We start from the raw sequence: 22,095 nt of genomic DNA, 5'->3' as shown, positions 1-22,095 counted from the left end.
TTGTAGGAATAATATTAAAATTTGTAATTTAGATTTTGTAATAAAACAAAATCTAATATGAGAGAAGACTTTCTTCATTATCTCTGGAAATTCAAAAAGTTTGATACTTTGAATTTAAAGACCGCTCAGAAAGAAATACTTACCATTATTAAGACTGGTGATTATTTAGAATTGTCGGGCCCGGATTTCTTTAATGCACAAATTAAAATCGGAGAACAAAAATGGGCTGGAAATGTCGAAATTCATTTAAAATCTTCCGATTGGTATTTGCATCATCATGAGAAAGATCGCGCATATGACAATGTGATTCTACATGTTGTTTGGGAACATAATGCAGAGATATACAGGGAAAATAATTCTGAAATTCCGGTATTAATTTTAAGAGATTATGTTTCATCTGATATTATTTCAAATTATCAATCACTTATAAGTGCTAAGTCCTGGATTTTTTGTGAAAAAGAAATTGCCGGAATAGATAGTTTTGTGTTTAAAAACTGGCAGGAAAGACTATTTTTTGAACGTTTGGAGCGCAAATCAAAATTTATTTTTAATCTGCTGGCAGAAACAAATAATGATTGGGAAGCCGTTTTGTTTTGTCTTTTAGCTAAAAATTTTGGACTAAATACAAATGGAGAGTCATTTTTGCAGATTGCAAAAGCTATTCCATTTACTATTGTTAGAAAAGAAAGTTTTGAGATTGAAAATCTTGAAGCATTGCTTTTTGGAGCTTCGGGCTTATTAGATACTGAAAAAGAAGATGTCTATTTTTTCGATTTAAAATTCAGGTATTTTTATCTTTTACATAAATATCAGTTAGAAAGAACATATGTTAGTCCGCTTCAGTTTTTTAAACACCGTCCGGATAATTTTCCAACCATTAGACTTTCACAATTAGCAAGTTTATACCATACTCATCAAAATTTATTTTCTAAGATAATCCTTTTAAGATCTGCTAAAAGTGTATACGATTTACTGTCGGTTTCAACTAGTTTATACTGGCAAAATCATTATCAGTTCGATAAAGAAAGTCCAAAGAAGCTTAAGCCTTTATCAAAGCAATTTTTAGATCTCATCATTATAAATACAATAATTCCACTTCAGTTTGCTTATTCAAATGTATTTGATGAATCTGTTTCTGAAGATTTGGTAACATTTATGAATGAGGTATCTGGAGAGAATAATGCAATAATTACAAAATTTGAGTCCTTCGGTATTATACCAAAAAGTGCCTTTGAAACTCAGTCATTATTAGAATTAAAAAATGAGTATTGTAATAAGAAAGCTTGTCTGAAATGTGCAGTAGGAATGGAGTTAATGAAAAATAATTAGAAAATCAGAAAATAAAATGATCAGATAATTTGTATTTTTGTTTTCATATCAAAATTAAAAGCAAAATGTCTGCAATTTTAAAACTTAAATTCTTTTTCGAAAAATACGGTTTTCATGTCTCCTCCAGATTGGCAGATAAGCTCGGAATGCGAGTAACGAGTGTTAGATTATTCTTTATCTATATTTCATTTGTTACTGTCGGTTTGGGATTTGGAGTTTATCTTACTTTGGCATTTTGGATTCGTCTTAAAGATTTAATCAGAGCAAAAAGAAGTTCGGTTTTTGACTTGTAATTATAATCATAATCATAAAAAAAAGGATCAGAAAATTTACTTTCTGATCCTTTTTTTGTTTTCTATTGTTTCGAAAATTATTTTTCCGGATTGTTTAATTTGCTGTTTTTCTTACCATAAACAAAGTAGATAAGAATACCTAAAGCCATCCAGATTACAAGTCTTGCCCAACTTTCGTTTGGTAAAGAATACATCAAAGCCAGACATATTACAATACCAGCAATTGGCACAAAAGGAACCCATGGAGTTTTGAAAGCTCTTGGTGCTTCTGGCATTTTTTTGCGCATAACCATAACTCCAATACATACAAGTACAAAAGCTAGTAATGTACCAATACTTACCATATGTCCTAAATCACTCACAGGAACAAGTCCTGCAAATAAACTAACAAATACAAGGAAGAAAAGATTGGTTTTCCAAGGAGTACGGAATTTTGCGTGGATGTCGCTAAAGAAAGGAGGTAATAAACCATCTTTACTCATAGTATAAAAAACACGACTTTGCCCCATAAGCATTACCAATATTACAGAAGTATAACCTGCTAAGATGGCAACAATTAAGCCTGTTTGTAAAAAGTCGTATCCAGTTACAGCAAATGCAGTGGCAGCTGGTTTTGCATCTCCGGCAAATTTATAATAAGGTACAAGTCCTGTCATAACATGAGAGAATAGTACATATAATATAGTACAAATTACTAAAGAACCTAAAATACCAATTGGCATTCCTTTTTGTGGGTTTTTAGCTTCCTGCGCCGCAGTTGAAACAGCATCAAAACCAATAAAAGCAAAAAATACAGTTCCGGCTCCGGCAGCAATTCCAGACCATCCAAATTTTCCAAATACACCAGTGTTTTCAGGAATGTATGGAGTGTAATTACTAGGGTCGATAAATTTCCATCCTAATACAATAAAGATAAGAACAACAGCCACTTTTACAACAACTAAGAAATTGTTTAATGATGCAGACTCTTTAGTACCTTTTATTAATAATAAAGAAAGTAAAGAGACGATAAATATTGCAGGTAAATTTACAATTCCGCCTTCAACCACTGTTCCGTTACTTAATGTTAAGGTTTCCCACGGAGAGCAAATTAATTGAGGAGGAAGATGTATGTTAAATTTAGCGAGTAACTCAAGAAGATAACGAGACCAGCTCACACCTACTGTGGCAGCTCCTAAAGCATATTCTAAAACTAAATCCCAACCGATAATCCATGCCATAAATTCCCCCATAGTTGCGTAAGAATACGTATATGCACTACCGGCAACAGGAATCATTGAAGCAAATTCAGCATAACAAAGTCCTGCAAATGCACAACCTACTGCGGCTAAAATAAAAGAAATTGTAACGGCAGGACCTGCATGATCTGCAGCTGCAATTCCGGTTAGCGAAAAAAGTCCCGCTCCAATAATTGCTCCAACTCCAAGTGCAACAAGCGAACGTGAAGATAAGGTTCTTTTTAATCCTTTTTCAGATTCGGATGCTTCACCAAGCAATACCGAAAGAGGTTTAGTTTTCCAAATTGACATACTATAATATTGGTTTATTTGTTATTAAGCTCCAAATGTATTGTTTTTTGTAAAAAATAAAAACAATTATCATGTTTTAAGTTATAAAATGTTTAAAATATTAATAAAAGTAAGGCTTTACGATCTTTGGAGCCTGTGATTTATCAATTTATACCAGCATAAATTTTGAATAATACAATTCTTTATAAATTTAATTAAGTGTTAATTTTCTTACAAATTAAAATAATTTGCTTATATTCGTATTCGATATGAAACTTAATACATATGAAGAAAAGTTACTTTAAAGCTTTACAGCAATATTGTAAATTTACCAGTCAGGAGCGGATAGGACTTTTTCTACTTTTTTTAATTATAATTGTGTTACAGATGATATACTTCTTTGTAGGCTTTGAACAGGTTGCCCAATCTTTTTCTGATAAAGAGAAATGGATGACTTTACAGGTTAAAGTAGATTCTATTCATTCTGTTCAATATAATCAAAAGCCAAAAGTGTATTCTTTTAATCCAAATTTTATTTCTGATTACAAAGGGTACAAACTGGGAATGTCTGTTGAAGAAATTGACAGATTGTTGAGTTTTCGAAAACAAAATAAATATGTAAACTCAGCCGAAGAATTTCAAGAGGTGACAAAAGTTTCAGATTCTTTATTAAAGGTTATTTCGCCTTTCTTTAAATTCCCGGATTGGATTCAGAATAAACCCAGCTTTAAAAGTGAGAGAAAGGAGTATGCTCAGAAAACGGATTTCAAAAAGGAAAAAATTAAAGTTTTGGATATTAATCAGGCAACTCAGGAAGATTTAATTAAAATTTACGGAATAGGTGAAGCATTATCATTGCGAATTTTAAAACAAAAGGAAATTTTAGGCTGTTTTGTTTCTATGGAACAGTTGAATGAAATTTGGGGATTATCACCACAGGTTTTAGTAGAATTAAATTCTCATTTTAAAACTGTAGTGCCTTCAGATTTTAGAAAAATTGCTATAAATGACGCTTCGTTAAAAGAGTTGTCGCAATTTTCATATTTTAAATATGCACTGGCAAAACAAATTGTCACTTATAGAAGTATGAACGGAAATTTTGAAAATATTGAGGATTTATCAAAAATTAAAGGTTTTCCTGTTGAAAAAGCAAAAATAATTAGTTTATATTTGGAGTTCTAAAAAAAAATAGCCACAATGAATTTTGATTACAACGAAACACAGTTAATGATTGCGCAGTCTATTAAGGATTTTGCAGATAAAAACATTAGACCTAATATAATGGAGTGGGATGAAGCTCAAATTTTTCCAATTCCATTATTTAAAAAATTAGGAGAAATGGGATTTATGGGCGTTTTGGTGCCAGAAGAATATGGCGGATCCGGATTGGGTTACCATGAATACATTACTATTATAGAAGAAATTTCAAAAGTTGATCCATCAATAGGTTTGTCTGTTGCTGCTCATAATTCATTATGTACAAATCATATTTTGACTTTTGGAAATGAAGAGCAAAAGAAAAAGTGGCTGCCAAAATTAGCTACAGCCGAATTTATTGGTGCCTGGGGATTAACAGAACATAATACAGGTTCTGATGCCGGTGGTATGAATACTACTGCTGTCAAGGATGGAGATTCGTGGATCGTTAACGGGGCAAAAAATTTTATTACGCACGCGATTTCGGGAGATATTGCTGTTGTGATTGTTCGTACTGGAGAGAAAGGTGATTCTAAAGGAATGACGGCATTTGTTTTTGAAAAAGGAATGCCAGGATTTTCTTCAGGGAAAAAAGAAAATAAATTAGGAATGCGCGCAAGTGAAACGGCTGAATTGGTTTTTGATAATTGTCGGGTTCCAGATGCAAACAGATTAGGTGAAGTTGGTCAGGGATTTGTTCAGGCAATGAAGATTTTAGACGGAGGCAGAATTTCTATCGGAGCATTGTCTTTAGGAATTGCAAAGGGAGCTTACGAAGCTGCATTGAAATATTCAAAGGAAAGATATCAGTTTGGCCAGCCTATAAGTAGTTTTCAGGGAATCTCATTTAAATTGGCTGATATGGCTACCGAGATTGAAGCTTCGGAACTATTATTGCATAAAGCAGCATATTTAAAACAACAGCATAAACCAGTAACAACATCTGGAGCAATGGCAAAGATGTATGCTTCTGAAACTTGTGTGAAAGTTGCAAATGATGCTGTTCAGATTCATGGAGGATACGGATATACAAAAGACTTTCCAGTAGAGAAATTCTACAGAGATTCTAAACTTTGTACAATTGGAGAGGGAACTACTGAAATTCAAAAAGTAGTTATCTCTAGGAATTTATTGAAAGAGTAATATAAAGGGTAATTTTTTGTGGAGAGATAATTTGAAAAAGTAAAAAGAAGTGGCGAAAAGTACAGCTTTACGGGTGTAAAACAGCTTGTATTTCTATATTTTACATTTTATTGCAAAAATAATTTATAATTTATAACTCATAATTCATAATTAATATATACTTTTGCAACCTTAACGAGAGGAGGTGTCTATATTATGTTAATTATACCAATTAAAGACGGAGAAAATATCGATAGAGCATTAAAGCGCTATAAAAGAAAATTTGATAAAACAGGAACTGTTCGTCAATTAAGAGCACGTACTGCTTTTATTAAGCCTTCTGTTATCAAAAGAGCTCAAATTCAAAAAGCTGCTTACATCCAAGGCTTGAGAGATAGTCTAGAAAGTTAATATCAGACTTTTTAAAAAATAATTACCGTTAGTAATCAATATTTTGATGCTAACGGTTTTTTTTATGCTTAATTTTGAGGTGCAAGGTTTTGTGTTGGTAAATAATATGGGTTCTGATGAAATCAAATAAAGATGCTTTTCGAGATTATCTTCAATTGGAGAAGAAATATTCGGATCATACCGTTTTGGCTTATTTAAATGATATTGAGTTTTTTGAAGTTTTTAATAAAACGCATTTTGAACAAGATGGTATAGAGAAAGTGAGTTATAGTCAGATTAGAAGTTGGATTGTTTCTTTGGTGGATCAAAATATTTCTAATGTTTCTGTTAATAGAAAAATGGCTTCTTTGAAGTCTTTTTATAAATTTCTTCTTAAAACAAAGCAAATAGAGGTTAGTCCTATGTTGAAGCATAGGGCGTTAAAAACGCCTAAGGTTGTTCAGATTCCGTTTTCTGAAAAGGAATTGACGGATTTAATGCAGGAGGTGAATTCTCCTGTTGGTTTTGAGGAGATTCGGGATAAGTTAATTGTGGATCTTTTTTATACTACTGGAATGCGTAGGGCGGAGCTGATTCATTTGATGGCTTATAATGTTGATATGTCTTCAAATGTGATTAAGGTTTTGGGTAAAAGAAATAAGGAGCGTATAGTTCCAGTTTTGCCGGTTATTATTGATCAGTTTAGGGTTTATCTGGAGGAGCGTGCTTTGGTTGAAAATATAGTTGATAGGGATTATTTTTTTATTTCGAAAAAAGGGTTAAAAATGAGTGAATCTTTTGTGTATCGATTAATAAATTCTTACTTTAGTAGGGTCTCTGAAAAGGTAAAAAAAAGTCCTCATGTGCTTCGGCATACTTTTGCGACTCACCTGTTAAATAATGGAGCAGATTTAAATTCAGTTAAGGAGTTATTAGGGCATTCGAGTTTAGCGTCTACGCAAGTTTATACTCATAATAGTTTAGCGGAACTTAAGAAAGTGTATGCTGATGCGCATCCTCGGAATAAATAATGATTTCTGAAATGTTTAACCCTAAAATTAGTATTATGAAGGTAGATGTTCATGCAGTTAACTTTACTGTTGACCGAAAATTGGTGGATTTTATCCAGGAGAGAATGGGTAAATTGGAAAAATATTATGATCGAGTTGTTTCGTCTGATGTTTTTTTAAAGGTTGAGAGAACAAGTGATAAGGAGAATAAGGCAGTAGAGATTAAGATTAATGTTCCGGGAGATGATTTTTTGGTAAAAAAACAATGTAAAACATTTGAAGAGGCGGTTGAGCTTTCGGCAGAATCTTTAGAGCGTTTGCTTGTAAAAAGGAAAGAAAAAATAAGAGCACACATATAATTGAAATTTTTTTTCAAAAAATGTTTTGATTAAAAGATAAAATAGCTACATTTGCAGTCCGTTAGAAATAGCGGACTTTTTTAATGCATTCGCCGATGTAGCTCAGCTGGCTAGAGCAGCTGATTTGTAATCAGCAGGTCGTGGGTTCGAGTCCCTCTATCGGCTCAAAATATTTCAAATGCGATTTGAAATTTGTTCTTTTAAAATAATGGAATTTTAAAAATTAGGGGAGATACTCAAGCGGCCAACGAGGGCAGACTGTAAATCTGCTGTGTGAACTTCGCAGGTTCGAATCCTGCTCTCCCCACAAAAAAAAGAAGTTAAGATTTCGGGTCTTAGATTTCGGGTTTTTAAAACCTGAAATTTGAATTCAAAAATCTAAAATCAGAACTCTCTGCCGGTGTAGCTCAGGGGTAGAGTGCTTCCTTGGTAAGGAAGAGGTCTCGGGTTCAAATCCCGACATTGGCTCAAGTAAGTAGGAAATTGAAAATTAATATATAACTAAGATTAAAAATTAAGTAAAATGGCAAAGGAGAATTTTAATCGTTCCAAACCGCACTTAAACATAGGTACAATTGGACACGTGGATCACGGAAAAACTACATTAACTGCTGCAATTACAAAAGTATTGTCTGATGCTGGTTACTGTCAAGCAAAATCGTTTGATCAAATCGATAACGCTCCAGAGGAGAAAGAAAGAGGTATTACTATTAATACATCACACGTAGAGTATGAAACAGCTAACCGTCACTACGCTCACGTTGACTGTCCAGGTCACGCGGATTACGTAAAGAACATGGTTACTGGTGCTGCTCAAATGGACGGAGCTATCTTAGTAGTTGCTGCTACAGATGGTCCAATGCCACAAACTCGTGAGCACATCCTTTTAGGTCGTCAGGTTGGTATTCCAAGAATCGTTGTTTTCATGAACAAAGTGGATATGGTTGATGATGCTGAGTTGTTAGAGCTTGTTGAAATGGAAATTAGAGATTTATTATCTTTCTACGAATATGATGGAGATAATGGTCCTGTAGTTCAAGGTTCTGCTTTAGGAGGATTGAATAATGATCCTGCTTGGGTACCAAAAATCATTGAATTAATGGAAGCTGTTGATGCTTGGATCGAAGAGCCAGTGCGTGACGTAGCTAAACCATTCTTGATGCCGGTTGAAGATGTATTTACAATTACTGGTCGTGGAACTGTTGCTACAGGTCGTATCGAAACAGGTATTGCTAATACAGGAGATCCAGTTGAAATCATTGGTATGGGAGCTGATAAATTAACTTCTACTATTACAGGAGTTGAGATGTTCCGTAAAATCCTTGATAGAGGTGAAGCTGGAGATAACGTAGGTTTATTGTTAAGAGGTATTGATAAAGAATCTATCAAAAGAGGAATGGTTATCATTAAGCCAGGATCAGTAAAACCACACGCTACTTTCAAAGCTGAGGTTTATATCTTGAAAAAAGAAGAAGGTGGACGTCATACTCCATTCCATAATAACTACCGTCCACAGTTCTACGTACGTACAACTGACGTAACAGGAGTTATTACTTTACCAGAAGGAGTAGAGATGGTAATGCCAGGAGATAACTTGACTATCAATGTTGCTTTATTAAGCCCAATCGCAATGAGCGTAGGTTTACGTTTTGCTATCCGTGAAGGTGGTAGAACTGTAGGTGCAGGTCAGGTAACTGAAATCGTAGGATAATCCTATAAAAACTATAAAAGCCAGTTGATTTTCTTAACTGAAGTCACTGGCTTTAATTACGGGCGTAGTTCAAGGGTAGAATAGCGGTCTCCAAAACCGTTGATGGGGGTTCGAATCCCTCCGCCCGTGCAATAAAAAAATATATCAAATGACAAAAGTTACGAATTATTTATCAGAGGCTTTCGGAGAGTTAAAGTCAAATGTTACTTGGCCTGCTTGGGCTGAGGTTCAAAAATTGACAATTGTTGTGGCTGTATTTTCGATTCTTTTCGCTTTGGCAACATGGGGAGTAGACGAATTTTTTGCAAAAGCTTTGGCTGGATTTTTTAACTGGTTAAAAGGATAATTTTTTTGTGATGGCAGATAATAATGTGAAAAAATGGTACGTAGTTAGAGCAGTAAGCGGACAAGAGAATAAAGTCAAAGCTTACATCGAAACTGAGATTGCCAGATTAGGTATGGGTGATTATGTTTCCCAAGTTTTAGTACCTACAGAAAAAGTAGTTACTGTAAAAGAAGGAAAGAAAATGTCTAAGGATAAAGTTTATTTCCCTGGATATGTTATGATCGAAGCCAATTTAGTTGGTGAGATACCTCATATTATTAAATCTATTACAAGTGTAATTGGATTTTTAGGAGAGATTAAAGGTGGGGAACCTGTTCCTTTGAGACTTTCTGAAGTAAATAGAATGTTAGGAAAAGTAGATGAGCTTGCGGTAAATACAGATACTCGTGCTATTCCATTCAACTTAGGTGAAACAGTTAAAGTGATCGATGGTCCTTTTAACGGATTTAACGGAACAGTTGAGAAAATAAATGAAGAAAAGCGTAAACTTGAAGTAATGGTTAAGATTTTCGGAAGAAAGACACCATTGGAATTAAGTTTTATGCAAGTTGAAAAAGTATAATTTTTTGTTACATATATAATATCCATTGCAATCGCTTCCATTGATTGCAGTGTTAAATTTTTTAAAAATGGCTAAAGAAATTAGTAAGGTAGTTAAACTACAAGTTAAGGGAGGTGCTGCGAACCCGTCGCCACCGGTTGGACCTGCTTTAGGAGCTGCTGGGGTAAACATCATGGAGTTTTGTAAGCAATTTAATGCTAGAACTCAGGATAAACCTGGCAAAATATGCCCAGTGCAAATCACTGTGTATAAAGACAAATCATTTGATTTTGTCGTTAAGACTCCTCCAGCAGCAGTTCAGTTAATGGAAGCTGCAAAGCTAAAATCTGGTTCTGGTGAGCCTAATCGTAAAAAAGTAGCTAGTGTTACTTGGGAACAAATTAGAGCTATTGCTGAAGACAAAATGCCTGACTTAAATGCTTTTACAGTAGAAAAAGCAATGAGTATGGTTGCTGGAACAGCTAGATCTATGGGTATAACTGTATCAGGAGATGCTCCTTTTTAATTAAGAAAAAGACATGGCAAAATTAACAAAAAAGCAAAAAGAGGCTGCTTCAAAAATTGAAAAGAACAAATTATACTCTCTAAAAGATGCTGCGGCATTATTGAAAGTTGTTGCTTCAGCAAAATTTGATGAGTCTGTTGATATCGCAGTTCGTTTGGGTGTAGATCCAAGAAAAGCGAATCAAATGGTTAGAGGTGTGGTTACATTACCTCACGGAACAGGTAAAGATGTTAAAGTATTAGCATTAGTTACTCCAGATAAAGAAGCGGAAGCTAAAGAAGCTGGTGCAGACTATGTAGGTCTTGATGACTATTTACAAAAGATTAAAGATGGTTGGACAGATGTTGATGTAATCATCACTATGCCGGCTGTTATGGGTAAATTAGGTCCATTAGGTCGTATTTTAGGACCTAGAGGTTTAATGCCAAACCCTAAAACAGGTACTGTAACTATGGATGTTGCAAAAGCTGTTCAAGAGGTTAAAGCTGGTAAAATTGACTTTAAAGTTGATAAAACTGGTATCGTTCACGCAGGAATTGGTAAAGTTTCTTTTGGAGCTGAGCAAATTGTTGACAACGCACACGAAATTATTCAAACATTAATAAAACTTAAACCAACTGCTGCTAAAGGTACTTACATTAAAGGTATTCACTTAACTAGCACTATGAGTCCAGCTATTGCATTGGATCCAAAAGCAGTATAATTGGTAGTTAAAAATTTTTAGTATGACTAGAGAAGAAAAATCAATCGCGATTGAAAATTTAACTGCGCAGTTAGCTGGTACAAATATTATTTATGTATCGGATATTTCTGGATTAAACGCAGAAACGACTTCAAACTTACGTAGAGCTTGTTTTAAAGCAGGTATCAAATTAGAAGTTGTAAAGAACACTTTGCTTGCAAAAGCAATGGAAGCTTCTTCTACTGATTATGGTGATTTACCTTCAGTTTTGACTGGTAATAGTGCTATATTCATTTCTGATGTAGCTAATGCTCCTGGAAAAATTATTAAAGATTTCCGTAAGAAATCTGATAAACCAGTTTTAAAAGGTGCTTTCATTAACAATGAAATCTATATTGGAGATAATCAATTAGATGCGTTAGCAACTATTAAATCTAAAGAAGAGCTTCTTGGAGAACTTATTGGATTATTACAATCTCCAGCTCAAAGAATTATTTCTGCTTTGCAAAACAAATTCGCTGGTAGCGAAGAAGAAGCTGAAGCTTAATAATTATTGTAAGGAGTTTTTCCTTGCAGCTTAAATAGCGCACAATAAACAAAATATAATTTTACAAATCATTTTAAACGATAGAAAAAATGGCAGATTTGAAACAATTCGCAGAACAATTAGTTAACTTAACAGTTAAAGAAGTTAACGAATTAGCAACAATATTAAAAGACGAGTATGGTATCGAGCCTGCTGCTGCAGCTGTAGTAGTTGCTGCTGGTGGTGGAGAAGGTGCTGCTGAAGAAGCACAAACTGAATTTACAGTTGTATTAAAAGAAGCTGGTGCTTCTAAATTAGCAGTTGTAAAATTAGTTAAAGAACTTACAGGTTTAGGTTTGAAAGAAGCTAAAGATGTAGTTGACGGAGCTCCAAGCAACGTTAAAGAAGGTGTTTCTAAAGAAGAGGCTGAAGGTCTTAAAAAATCATTAGAAGAAGCTGGAGCTGTAGTTGAATTAAAATAATTCAACTCGGTTTTAAGAACTAGGTTTAGGTCCTGAGTTAACACTCAAAGGCCTAAACCATTTTTCGTATAATAAAATCCATTAAATTTTATTATCAAATAGTTTAAAATACGAAAAAGTTTTTGATCAATACGAAGAAAGAAAATTGAACTAAATTTTATCGGTTTATTTTTAAAGATGTATTGATTTTAAAAAGAAAGTATAAACTAAGCAGTGTGTTTTTACACAAAAAAATTACTTTTTTTTAATCAAAATTTTGTCCATTGATGATAACAAATCAGACTGAAAGATTGAATTTTGCCTCTACAAAAAATATTCCTGACTATCCGGATTTCTTGGATGTTCAGGTTAAATCTTTTAAAGATTTCTTCCAATTAGAAACGAAATCTGACGAAAGAGGCAACGAAGGGTTATACAATACCTTCATGGAAAATTTCCCAATTACAGATACAAGAAATAACTTTGTATTGGAATTCCTAGATTATTTTGTTGATCCGCCGCGTTATACAATTCAAGAATGTATAGAGAGAGGTCTTACTTATAGTGTACCTTTAAAAGCTAGGTTGAAACTATACTGTACAGATCCAGAACACGAAGATTTTGAAACTATTGTGCAAGATGTTTATCTTGGAACAATACCTTACATGACTCCAAGTGGTACTTTTGTAATCAATGGTGCCGAACGTGTTGTAGTATCTCAATTACACCGTTCTCCAGGGGTTTTCTTTGGACAATCATTCCACGCAAATGGAACTAAACTTTATTCTGCCAGAGTAATTCCTTTTAAAGGTTCTTGGATAGAATTTTCTACAGATATCAACAGCGTTATGTACGCTTATATCGATAGAAAGAAAAAATTACCTGTTACAACTTTATTCCGTGCTATCGGTTTCGAAAGAGATAAGGATATCCTTGAAATTTTCGACTTAGCTGAAGAAATTAAAGTTTCTAAAACTGGTATTAAGAAATATATTGGAAGAAGACTTGCTGCGCGTGTATTGAACACATGGCACGAGGATTTCGTAGATGAGGATACTGGAGAGGTAGTTTCTATCGAACGTAACGAAATCATCCTTGATCGTGATACTATTATCGACAAAGATAATGTTGAAGAGATCATTGATTCTAACGTTAAATCTATCTTGTTACATAAAGAGGATAACAATCAAGCAGATTATGCTATTATCCACAACACGTTACAAAAAGATCCAACAAACTCTGAAAAAGAAGCTGTAGAGCACATTTACCGTCAGTTGCGTAACGCTGAACCGCCTGATGAGGAAACTGCTCGTGGTATTATAGATAAATTATTCTTCTCTGATCAACGTTACAACTTAGGTGAAGTTGGTCGTTATAGAATGAACAAAAAATTGGCCTTAGATATCCCTATGGATAAGCAAGTGCTTACCAAAGAAGATATCATTACCATTGTAAAATATTTGATCGAATTGATCAACTCTAAAGCAGAGATTGATGATATTGATCACTTATCAAACCGTCGTGTTAGAACAGTTGGTGAACAATTGTCTCAGCAATTCGGTGTTGGTTTAGCACGTATGGCTAGAACTATTCGTGAGAGAATGAACGTTAGAGATAACGAGGTGTTTACACCAATTGATTTGATCAATGCTAAAACATTATCATCAGTTATCAACTCTTTCTTTGGAACTAACCAGTTATCTCAATTTATGGATCAAACGAATCCATTAGCTGAGATTACGCACAAAAGAAGACTTTCTGCACTTGGACCAGGTGGACTTTCGAGAGAGAGAGCTGGTTTCGAGGTTCGTGACGTTCACTATACTCACTATGGTCGTTTATGTCCGATTGAAACTCCTGAGGGACCAAACATTGGTTTGATTTCATCTCTTGGTGTTTATGCAAAAGTAAACGGAATGGGATTCATCGAAACTCCATACCGTAAAGTAACTAATGGTGTAGTTGATTTAGAAAGTACTCCAGTTTACTTAAGTGCTGAAGAAGAAGAAGGTAAAATGATTGCTCAGGCAAACATTGAAATGGATGCTACAGGTAAAATTACAGCTAGCAATGTTATTGCTCGTGAGGAAGGTGACTTCCCGGTTGTTGAACCTTCTGTAGTTCATTATACAGACGTTGCTCCTAACCAGATTGCATCGATTTCTGCATCTTTGATTCCTTTCTTGGAGCATGATGATGCGAACCGTGCGTTGATGGGATCAAACATGATGCGTCAGGCAGTTCCTTTGATCCGTCCTGAAGCACCAATTGTAGGTACAGGTTTAGAGCGTCAGGTAGCTTCAGATTCAAGAGTATTAATCAATGCTGAAGGGCATGGAACTGTTGAATATGTTGATGCAAATATCATTACTATTAAATACGATCGTACAGAAGACGAAAGAATGGTTAGTTTTGATGCTGATGAGAAAACATACAACCTTATTAAATTTAGAAAAACCAATCAAGGTACAAGTATTAACCTGAAACCTATCGTAAGAAAAGGTGACAGAGTTATTCCTGGACAAGTATTGTCTGAAGGATATGCTACTCAAAATGGAGAATTAGCTTTAGGTAGAAACTTAAAAGTTGCGTTCATGCCATGGAAAGGGTATAACTTCGAGGATGCGATTGTAATTTCTGAAAAAGTAGTTCGTGATGATATTTTTACTTCTATCCACGTTGATGATTATTCATTAGAGGTTAGAGATACTAAGTTAGGAAACGAAGAGTTAACAAACGATATTCCTAACGTTTCTGAAGAAGCTACTAAAGATTTAGATGAAAACGGTATGATTAGAATTGGAGCAGAGGTTAAACCTGGCGACATTTTGATCGGAAAAATTACACCAAAAGGAGAATCAGATCCTACTCCAGAGGAGAAATTGCTTCGTGCAATCTTCGGGGATAAAGCAGGTGATGTAAAAGATGCTTCATTAAAAGCTTCTCCATCTTTACATGGTGTAGTTCTTGACAAAAAATTATTTGCAAGAGCCGTGAAAGATAAACGTAAACGTACTCAGGATAAAGATGCTTTAGGCGCTTTAGAAATGGAATTCGAAACTAAATTTGTTGAATTAAAAGACAGATTGGTTGAGAAATTATTCCTGATCGTTAACGGAAAAACATCTCAAGGTGTAATGAATGATTTGGGTGAAGAAGTTTTACCAAAAGGTAAAAAGTATACTCAAAAAATGCTTTACGCAGTAGAAGATTTTGCTCACTTAAGCAAAGGTCAATGGGTTGCTGATGACGCTACAAATAAAATGGTTAATGATTTAATTCATAACTATAAAATTAAGCTGAACGACTTACAGGGAGCTTTAAGAAGAGAGAAATTCACTATTACAGTTGGGGATGAATTACCATCTGGAATCTTGAAATTGGCTAAAATCTATATCGCTAAAAAACGTAAGTTAAAAGTTGGTGATAAAATGGCAGGACGTCACGGTAACAAAGGTATTGTTGCAAGAATCGTTCGTCATGAAGATATGCCTTTCTTAGAAGATGGAACACCGGTAGATATCGTATTGAATCCACTTGGGGTACCTTCACGTATGAACATTGGTCAGATTTATGAGACTGTTCTTGGATGGGCTGGTATGAACTTGGGTAGAAAATTTGCTACTCCAATTTTTGACGGTGCTTCTCTTGACGAAATCAATGCTTTGACTGATGAGGCTAACGTACCACGTTTCGGACATACATATCTTTATGATGGTGGAACTGGAGAGCGTTTTGCACAAAAAGCAACTGTGGGTGTAATTTATATGCTTAAATTAGGACACATGGTTGATGATAAGATGCACGCACGTTCTATCGGACCATACTCATTGATTACGCAACAACCACTTGGAGGTAAAGCTCAATTTGGAGGTCAGCGTTTTGGAGAGATGGAGGTTTGGGCACTTGAGGCTTATGGAGCTTCTAGTACTTTACGTGAAATCTTAACTGTTAAGTCTGATGACGTTATTGGTAGAGCTAAAACTTACGAAGCTATCGTTAAGGGTGAAACTATGCCAGAACCAGGTTTACCAGAATCATTCAATGTATTAATGCACGAATTGAAAGGTCTAGGATTAGATCTTCGTTTGGAAGAATAATAAAAGTTTTGTAATCAGTCTCATTTTTTAATGGGACTGATTACTCATTTATATAAGTTTTTAAGGATTTATACCCGTAACCCGTTCCGATTTTTTATAACAATGCAAGGCATTTTATAACTAGCACTTCAAATTTAATTTTGAAGTTTTGAGAAGTAATCCGAGGTAGTAGCTGAATGATTAACTCTTTTTATTTAAAGAGTAGATTATAAATCTAAAATCAATTTTTTAATTGCAAATAAATCAATAGTAAAAACTATGATGAATAACAGAAACAATAAAGATAAGAATCCAGTAAAAAGATTTAACAAAATCTCTATTGGATTGGCTTCACCAGAATCTATCCTGAAAGAATCAAGAGGAGAGGTTTTAAAGCCGGAAACAATTAACTATAGAACTCACAAACCAGAGCGTGACGGACTTTTCTGCGAAAGAATCTTCGGACCAGTAAAAGATTTCGAATGTGCTTGTGGTAAGTATAAAAGAATTCGTTACAAAGGTATCATTTGCGACCGTTGTGGTGTTGAAGTTACTGAGAAAAAAGTACGTCGTGACAGAGTAGGACACATCAACCTTGTTGTGCCAATCGCTCACATTTGGTATTTCCGTTCTCTTCCAAACAAAATTGGTTATATCCTTGGTCTTCCATCTAAGAAATTAGATATGATCATTTACTACGAAAGATACGTAGTAATTCAGGCTGGTATTGCTAAAAATGCAGATGGAGAATCTTTACAAAGATTAGATTTCTTAACTGAAGAAGAATATTTGAATATTTTAGATACTCTTCCGCAAGAAAATCAATATTTAGATGATTTAGATCCTAATAAATTTGTTGCCAAAATGGGAGCAGAGTGTATTATGGATTTATTAGCTCGTATCGACTTAGATGAGTTGTCTTACCAATTGAGACACAGTGCTAATAATGAAACATCTAAACAACGTAAAACTGAAGCTTTAAAAAGATTACAAGTTGTTGAGTCTTTCCGTGAGTCTAACTTAAACCGTGAAAATCGTCCTGAGTGGATGATTATGAAAGTGGTTCCTGTTATCCCACCGGAATTACGTCCGCTTGTGCCACTTGATGGAGGTCGTTTTGCAACTTCAGATTTAAATGACTTATACCGTCGTGTAATCATCCGTAACAACCGTTTGAAAAGATTAATGGAGATTAAAGCTCCTGAAGTTATCTTAAGAAACGAAAAACGTATGTTACAGGAATCTGTAGATTCATTATTTGATAACACTCGTAAAGCTTCTGCTGTTAAAACAGAATCAAACAGACCACTAAAATCATTATCTGATTCCTTAAAAGGTAAGCAAGGACGTTTCCGTCAAAACTTACTTGGAAAACGTGTGGATTATTCTGCTCGTTCGGTAATTGTTGTTGGTCCTGAATTAAAATTATTCGAATGTGGATTGCCAAAAGATATGGCATCTGAGTTATACAAACCTTTCGTTATCCGTAAATTGATTGAAAGAGGTATTGTAAAAACAGTAAAATCTGCTAAGAAAATAATTGACAAAAAAGAGCCTGTAGTTTGGGATATCCTTGAAAATGTAATTAAAGGTCACCCGGTATTACTTAACCGTGCTCCTACTTTGCACAGACTTGGTATCCAGGCATTCCAGCCAAAATTAATTGAAGGAAAAGCGATCCAGTTACACCCATTAGTATGTACGGCATTCAACGCCGATTTCGATGGGGATCAGATGGCAGTTCACTTACCATTAGGACCAGAGGCTATTTTAGAGGCACAATTATTAATGTTGGCTTCTCACAATATTCTTAACCCTGCAAATGGTGCTCCAATTACTGTACCTTCTCAGGATATGGTCTTGGGTCTATACTATATGACCAAAGAACGTATTTCTACAGAAGATCACATTATTTTAGGTCAGGATTTGACTTTCTATTCTGCTGAAGAAGTAAATATTGCATTAAACGAAGGAAGATTAGAATTGAATGCTCGTGTAAAAATTAGAGCTAAAGATTTTAATGACGCTGGAGAATTAGTGTACAAAATTATTCAAACAACTGCAGGACGTGTATTATTTAACGAAGTAGTACCTGAAGCAGCTGGATATATCAATGACGTATTGACTAAGAAAAACCTTAGAGATATTATTGGACACATTTTAAGTGTGACTGATGTACCTACAACGGCAGCTTTCTTGGATAATATGAAAGATATGGGTTATAAATTCGCATTTAGAGGAGGTTTATCATTCTCTTTAGGTGATATTAGAATTCCAGAACAAAAAACTAAGTTAATTGCAGATGCCAGAGAGCAAGTTGAAGGTATCTCAACTAACTATAACATGGGTCTTATCACAAATAACGAGCGTTACAACCAAGTTATTGACGTATGGACTTCAGCAAATGCGCAGTTAACAGAATTAGCAATGAAAAATATTAGAGAAGACCAACAAGGTTTCAACTCTGTATATATGATGCTTGACTCTGGGGCGAGGGGTTCTAAGGAACAGATTCGTCAGTTAACTGGTATGCGTGGTTTGATGGCTAAGCCTAAAAAATCTACTGCTGGTGGTGGTGAGATTATTGAAAACCCGATTCTTTCTAACTTTAAGGAAGGTCTTTCGATCCTTGAGTACTTTATTTCGACTCACGGTGCTCGTAAAGGTCTTGCGGATACGGCTCTTAAAACGGCCGATGCTGGTTACTTGACAAGAAGGCTTCATGACGTTTCTCAAGATGTTATTGTTAACATCGAAGATTGTGGAACTTTAAGAGGTGTTGAAGTTGCTGCTTTGAAGAAAAATGAGGAAATTGTTGAATCTTTAGGAGAAAGAATTTTAGGACGTGTTGCATTGCAAGATGTTATTAATCCTCTTACTAATGAAGTTCTAGTTCAATCTGGACAACAAATTACTGAAGCAATTATGAGAACTATCGAAGCTTCTCCAATTGAAAAAGTAGAGGTTAGATCTCCATTAACTTGTGAAGCTTTAAAAGGTATTTGTGCGAAATGTTACGGTAGAAATTTAGCTACCGGAAAAATGACACAAAGAGGTGAAGCTGTCGGAGTTATTGCAGCTCAGTCTATTGGAGAGCCAGGTACACAGTTAACACTTCGTACGTTCCACGTTGGAGGGGTTGCCGGAGGTATCTCTGAAGAGTCTAGTATTGTTACAAGATTTGCTGGTAGACTTGAGATTGAAGATTTAAAAACTGTTAAAGGTGAAGACAGCGAAGGTAATGCAGTAGATATCGTAGTATCACGTTCAACTGAATTAAAATTAGTTGATGAGAAAACTGGAATCGTCTTAAATACACATAACATTCCTTACGGTTCTAGTATCTTTGTTAAAGATGGTGAAGCTGTGGCAAAAGGAACTGTAATCTGTAAGTGGGATCCATATAATGGTGTAATTGTTTCTGAGTTTACTGGTAAGATTGCTTACGAGGATTTAGAGCAAGGACAATCATTCATGGTGGAGATCGATGAGCAGACTGGTTTCCAGGAAAAAGTAATTTCTGAGGCTAGAAACAAGAAATTAATCCCAACTTTATTAGTTTATGGTAAAGAAGGTGAATTGATTCGTTCTTACAACTTACCAGTAGGTGCACACTTAATGGTTGAAAATGGTGAGAAAATTAAAGCAGGTAAAGTATTAGTAAAAATCCCACGTCGTTCTTCTAAAGCAGGCGATATCACGGGAGGTTTACCAAGAATTACTGAGCTTTTAGAGGCTCGTAACCCTTCAAACCCAGCAGTTGTATCTGAAATTGATGGTGTTGTATCTTTCGGAAAAATCAAAAGAGGTAACCGTGAGATCGTTATCGAATCTAAATTTGGTGAAATTAAAAAGTATTTAGTTAAACTTTCTAGCCAAATCTTAGTACAAGAAAATGACTTCGTAAGAGCGGGAGTTCCATTGTCTGATGGTGCAATTACACCAGATGACATCTTGAGAATTCAAGGTCCGGCTGCTGTTCAACAGTACTTGGTAAATGAAATTCAAGAGGTTTACCGTTTACAAGGGGTAAAAATTAATGACAAGCACTTTGAGGTAGTTATTCGTCAAATGATGCGTAAAGTAAGAGTTCAGGATCCAGGTGATACTTTATTCTTAGAGGATCAATTAATTCACACTAAAGATTTCATCGTTCAAAACGATAAATTATACGGTATGAAAGTAGTTGAAGATGCTGGAGATTCTTCAGTATTGAAACCAGGTCAGATAATTTCTCCTCGTGAATTACGTGATGAGAATTCATTATTGAAACGAAATGATAAAAATCTTGTTGTAGCAAGAGATGTAATTACTGCAACTGCAACGCCAGTTTTACAAGGTATTACAAGAGCTTCGTTACAAACTAAATCATTCATTTCTGCTGCTTCTTTCCAGGAGACAACAAAAGTACTTAACGAAGCTGCTGTAGCTGGTAAAGTAGATGATTTAGAAGGATTAAAAGAAAATGTAATTGTTGGACACAGAATTCCTGCAGGAACTGGTATGAGAGAATACGATAATACAATCGTAGGATCTAAAGATGATTACAATGAAATGATGGCTAATAAAGAAGAATATATTTATTAATTAGGAAACTATGAGTAATCCGAAACAACAGCAAGAGCAAATTAATATTGAGTTAGATGAAACAATTGCAGAGGGAATTTATTCTAATCTTGCAATTATAAATCACTCATCATCAGAGTTTGTTTTAGATTTTGTGAGCATTATGCCAGGTATTCCTAAAGCCAAGGTAAAGTCAAGAATTGTTTTGACACCACAACATGCTAAAAGATTATTGAGAGCAATTGGTGAAAATATCCATAGATTTGAAGCCGCTCATGGCGAAATCAAAGAAACGGAACAAGCACCTATACCGCTTAATTTTGGTCCTGCGGGACAAGCATAAATTTTAAAGCCCCAGTAATGGGGCTTTTTTTATGAAAAGCATTTAAATGTAGTTTATCCGATTTACCCTTCCGTTTATCGACTAAATTTCATTCTTAGTCCAGATTTCTATATTTTAGTGATTCCTAATTAGAAAGGACAATTTTTTGGAATGTAAAGACAATGAGGTTGGAATTAATTCAAATATAAAAAGCGCTAATGATAAGTTAGCGCTTTTTTTATATAATTGAATTTAGAAATAAAATATAATTTGTTCCCAACCTTTTTATCAAAAGTATACTCTATAGAATTAAGAATCATTTTGAAAGATTTTAATTTTAAAAAGTATATTATGAAGAAGAAATTCACCTTAGAAATAGCAAGCCCTTGTTCTGAAAATTTTGATAAAATGATTCCGAATTCAAACGGTTCATTTTGTGGTTCTTGTATGAAAAATGTAATTGATTTGAGTAAAAAAACAAATTCTGAAGTTGCTACGTTCATTGCAGAAACGAAGGATAAAAATATTTGTGCACGACTAAAAGTAACGCAGTTAGAACAAGAATTTCAATATAATGAAACCTCTAGAATACATAATCTTAAATATGCAGCGGTTGCGGCATCTGTTTTACTGGCTTCAAACATTACTGCGCAGGAAAAAGAACCCGTTAAAACTGAAGAATCTTACGTAGCACCTATTATGTATAGATTAGGTAAAGTAGCTCATAATCAAACGGTAAATAAAGAGGTTTTGATAACAATAAAAGGGAAATTAATTGAAGAGAAGTCTAATAGACCATTTGGAGGAGAAACATATTCTAATTTAATGCTGTCTATTAATAATTCAGGAAATGCAGTAAAAGTAAATCCCAAAACTGGAGAATTTTCTATAACAACAGAAGTTTCAAAAGACAGTAAAATACTTATGATTACGATAAGTGGAAATGACTATTATCTTGCTAAAGAAATTCCTTTTAACATAAAATCAGTTAAGGGAAATGTGTTGCAGCAAAATATCATTATTGCTTCAGAAGAACTCACTAAAATTTATATTGCCGGTGGATTAGGAATTAATTATACAGGACAATAATCAAATTTACATATTGGGGAATGTAAATAAAAAAGGCT

19 protein-coding genes and 4 tRNA genes are annotated in these 22,095 nt (G+C 34.5%); 22 read left to right on the top strand and 1 reads right to left on the bottom strand.

Annotation, left to right across the window (positions count from 1 at the left end; translation table 11 throughout):
- Nucleotides 1-57: 57 nt before the first annotated feature.
- Together OLM51_RS18475 and OLM51_RS18470 are read left to right on the top strand one after the other, a co-directional pair.
- Nucleotides 58-1,329 carry a DUF2851 family protein gene (locus OLM51_RS18475; RefSeq protein ID WP_264552051.1) on the top strand — a complete coding sequence of 424 codons (1,272 nt, stop codon included), beginning with the start codon at nt 58-60 and terminating at the stop codon, nt 1,327-1,329.
- A gap of 65 nt (nt 1,330-1,394) precedes the next feature.
- Nucleotides 1,395-1,622, top strand: coding sequence for a PspC domain-containing protein (locus OLM51_RS18470; RefSeq protein WP_213254239.1), 228 nt, complete (start codon nt 1,395-1,397; stop codon nt 1,620-1,622).
- A 77-nt stretch (nt 1,623-1,699) separates the two neighbouring features.
- On the opposite strand, the gene OLM51_RS18465 is transcribed toward OLM51_RS18470, so the two are convergent.
- Nucleotides 1,700-3,151: an amino acid permease gene (locus OLM51_RS18465; RefSeq protein ID WP_264552050.1), complete on the bottom strand. Its 1,452-nt coding sequence runs from the start codon at nt 3,149-3,151 to the stop codon at nt 1,700-1,702.
- 366 nt (nt 3,152-3,517) lie between these two features.
- On the opposite strand from OLM51_RS18465, the gene OLM51_RS18460 reads away from it, so the two are divergent.
- From OLM51_RS18460 to OLM51_RS18365, 20 genes are all read left to right on the top strand, one after another.
- Nucleotides 3,518-4,312: a ComEA family DNA-binding protein gene (locus OLM51_RS18460; protein ID WP_264552049.1), complete on the top strand. Its 795-nt coding sequence runs from the start codon at nt 3,518-3,520 to the stop codon at nt 4,310-4,312.
- 15 nt (nt 4,313-4,327) lie between these two features.
- On the top strand, nt 4,328-5,470 hold the full coding sequence (locus OLM51_RS18455) for an acyl-CoA dehydrogenase family protein (protein ID WP_264552048.1): 1,143 nt from the start codon (nt 4,328-4,330) through the stop codon (nt 5,468-5,470).
- Between the two features lie 195 nt (nt 5,471-5,665).
- Nucleotides 5,666-5,860, top strand: coding sequence for a 30S ribosomal protein S21 (gene rpsU / locus OLM51_RS18450; RefSeq protein WP_115889621.1), 195 nt, complete (start codon nt 5,666-5,668; stop codon nt 5,858-5,860).
- A 116-nt stretch (nt 5,861-5,976) separates the two neighbouring features.
- Nucleotides 5,977-6,870: a tyrosine-type recombinase/integrase gene (locus tag OLM51_RS18445; RefSeq protein ID WP_264552047.1), complete on the top strand. Its 894-nt coding sequence runs from the start codon at nt 5,977-5,979 to the stop codon at nt 6,868-6,870.
- Between the two features lie 35 nt (nt 6,871-6,905).
- Complete coding sequence (hpf, locus tag OLM51_RS18440) at nt 6,906-7,208, top strand: ribosome hibernation-promoting factor, HPF/YfiA family (RefSeq protein WP_213254229.1); 303 nt, start codon at nt 6,906-6,908, stop codon at nt 7,206-7,208.
- 91 nt (nt 7,209-7,299) lie between these two features.
- A tRNA-Thr gene (locus OLM51_RS18435) sits at nt 7,300-7,373 on the top strand.
- A gap of 61 nt (nt 7,374-7,434) precedes the next feature.
- Nucleotides 7,435-7,515, top strand: a tRNA-Tyr gene (locus OLM51_RS18430).
- 89 nt (nt 7,516-7,604) lie between these two features.
- Nucleotides 7,605-7,676: transfer RNA gene (locus OLM51_RS18425), tRNA-Thr, on the top strand.
- A gap of 55 nt (nt 7,677-7,731) precedes the next feature.
- Complete coding sequence (gene tuf / locus OLM51_RS18420) at nt 7,732-8,919, top strand: elongation factor Tu (protein WP_031456758.1); 1,188 nt, start codon at nt 7,732-7,734, stop codon at nt 8,917-8,919.
- A 58-nt stretch (nt 8,920-8,977) separates the two neighbouring features.
- Nucleotides 8,978-9,048, top strand: a tRNA-Trp gene (locus OLM51_RS18415).
- Nucleotides 9,049-9,067: 19 nt separating this feature from the next.
- The gene (gene secE, locus OLM51_RS18410; RefSeq protein ID WP_264552046.1) at nt 9,068-9,265 is read left to right on the top strand and encodes a preprotein translocase subunit SecE; all 198 of its coding nucleotides are present in this window, start codon (nt 9,068-9,070) and stop codon (nt 9,263-9,265) included.
- A 10-nt stretch (nt 9,266-9,275) separates the two neighbouring features.
- Complete coding sequence (gene nusG, locus OLM51_RS18405) at nt 9,276-9,827, top strand: transcription termination/antitermination protein NusG (RefSeq protein WP_029273444.1); 552 nt, start codon at nt 9,276-9,278, stop codon at nt 9,825-9,827.
- Nucleotides 9,828-9,894: 67 nt separating this feature from the next.
- Nucleotides 9,895-10,332, top strand: a complete 438-nt coding sequence (rplK, locus tag OLM51_RS18400; RefSeq protein ID WP_026713295.1) for a 50S ribosomal protein L11 — start codon at nt 9,895-9,897, stop codon at nt 10,330-10,332.
- Between the two features lie 13 nt (nt 10,333-10,345).
- Nucleotides 10,346-11,035 carry a 50S ribosomal protein L1 gene (rplA, locus tag OLM51_RS18395; RefSeq protein WP_035619180.1) on the top strand — a complete coding sequence of 230 codons (690 nt, stop codon included), beginning with the start codon at nt 10,346-10,348 and terminating at the stop codon, nt 11,033-11,035.
- Nucleotides 11,036-11,057: 22 nt separating this feature from the next.
- Nucleotides 11,058-11,561, top strand: coding sequence for a 50S ribosomal protein L10 (gene rplJ / locus OLM51_RS18390; RefSeq protein WP_213254224.1), 504 nt, complete (start codon nt 11,058-11,060; stop codon nt 11,559-11,561).
- Between the two features lie 89 nt (nt 11,562-11,650).
- On the top strand, nt 11,651-12,022 hold the full coding sequence (gene rplL / locus OLM51_RS18385; protein WP_007807437.1) for a 50S ribosomal protein L7/L12: 372 nt from the start codon (nt 11,651-11,653) through the stop codon (nt 12,020-12,022).
- A gap of 266 nt (nt 12,023-12,288) precedes the next feature.
- A complete protein-coding gene (gene rpoB / locus OLM51_RS18380) occupies nt 12,289-16,101 on the top strand; it encodes a DNA-directed RNA polymerase subunit beta (protein WP_264552045.1) in 3,813 nt (1,270 codons plus the stop codon).
- 258 nt (nt 16,102-16,359) lie between these two features.
- Nucleotides 16,360-20,667 carry a DNA-directed RNA polymerase subunit beta' gene (gene rpoC / locus OLM51_RS18375; RefSeq protein ID WP_264552044.1) on the top strand — a complete coding sequence of 1,436 codons (4,308 nt, stop codon included), beginning with the start codon at nt 16,360-16,362 and terminating at the stop codon, nt 20,665-20,667.
- A gap of 10 nt (nt 20,668-20,677) precedes the next feature.
- Entirely contained in the window at nt 20,678-20,989 is a 312-nt protein-coding gene (locus tag OLM51_RS18370; RefSeq protein WP_012024017.1) for a DUF3467 domain-containing protein, read from the top strand.
- Nucleotides 20,990-21,319: 330 nt separating this feature from the next.
- On the top strand, nt 21,320-22,057 hold the full coding sequence (locus OLM51_RS18365) for a hypothetical protein (RefSeq protein WP_264552043.1): 738 nt from the start codon (nt 21,320-21,322) through the stop codon (nt 22,055-22,057).
- Nucleotides 22,058-22,095: the final 38 nt, after the last annotated feature.

Origin of the sequence: Flavobacterium sp. N2038 (genome assembly GCF_025947185.1) — a bacterium.
Classification (GTDB): Bacteria; Bacteroidota; Bacteroidia; order Flavobacteriales; family Flavobacteriaceae; genus Flavobacterium.
The sequence above is the reverse complement of the archived record's forward strand: the minus strand, read 5'-3'. Positions and strand labels throughout refer to the sequence as shown.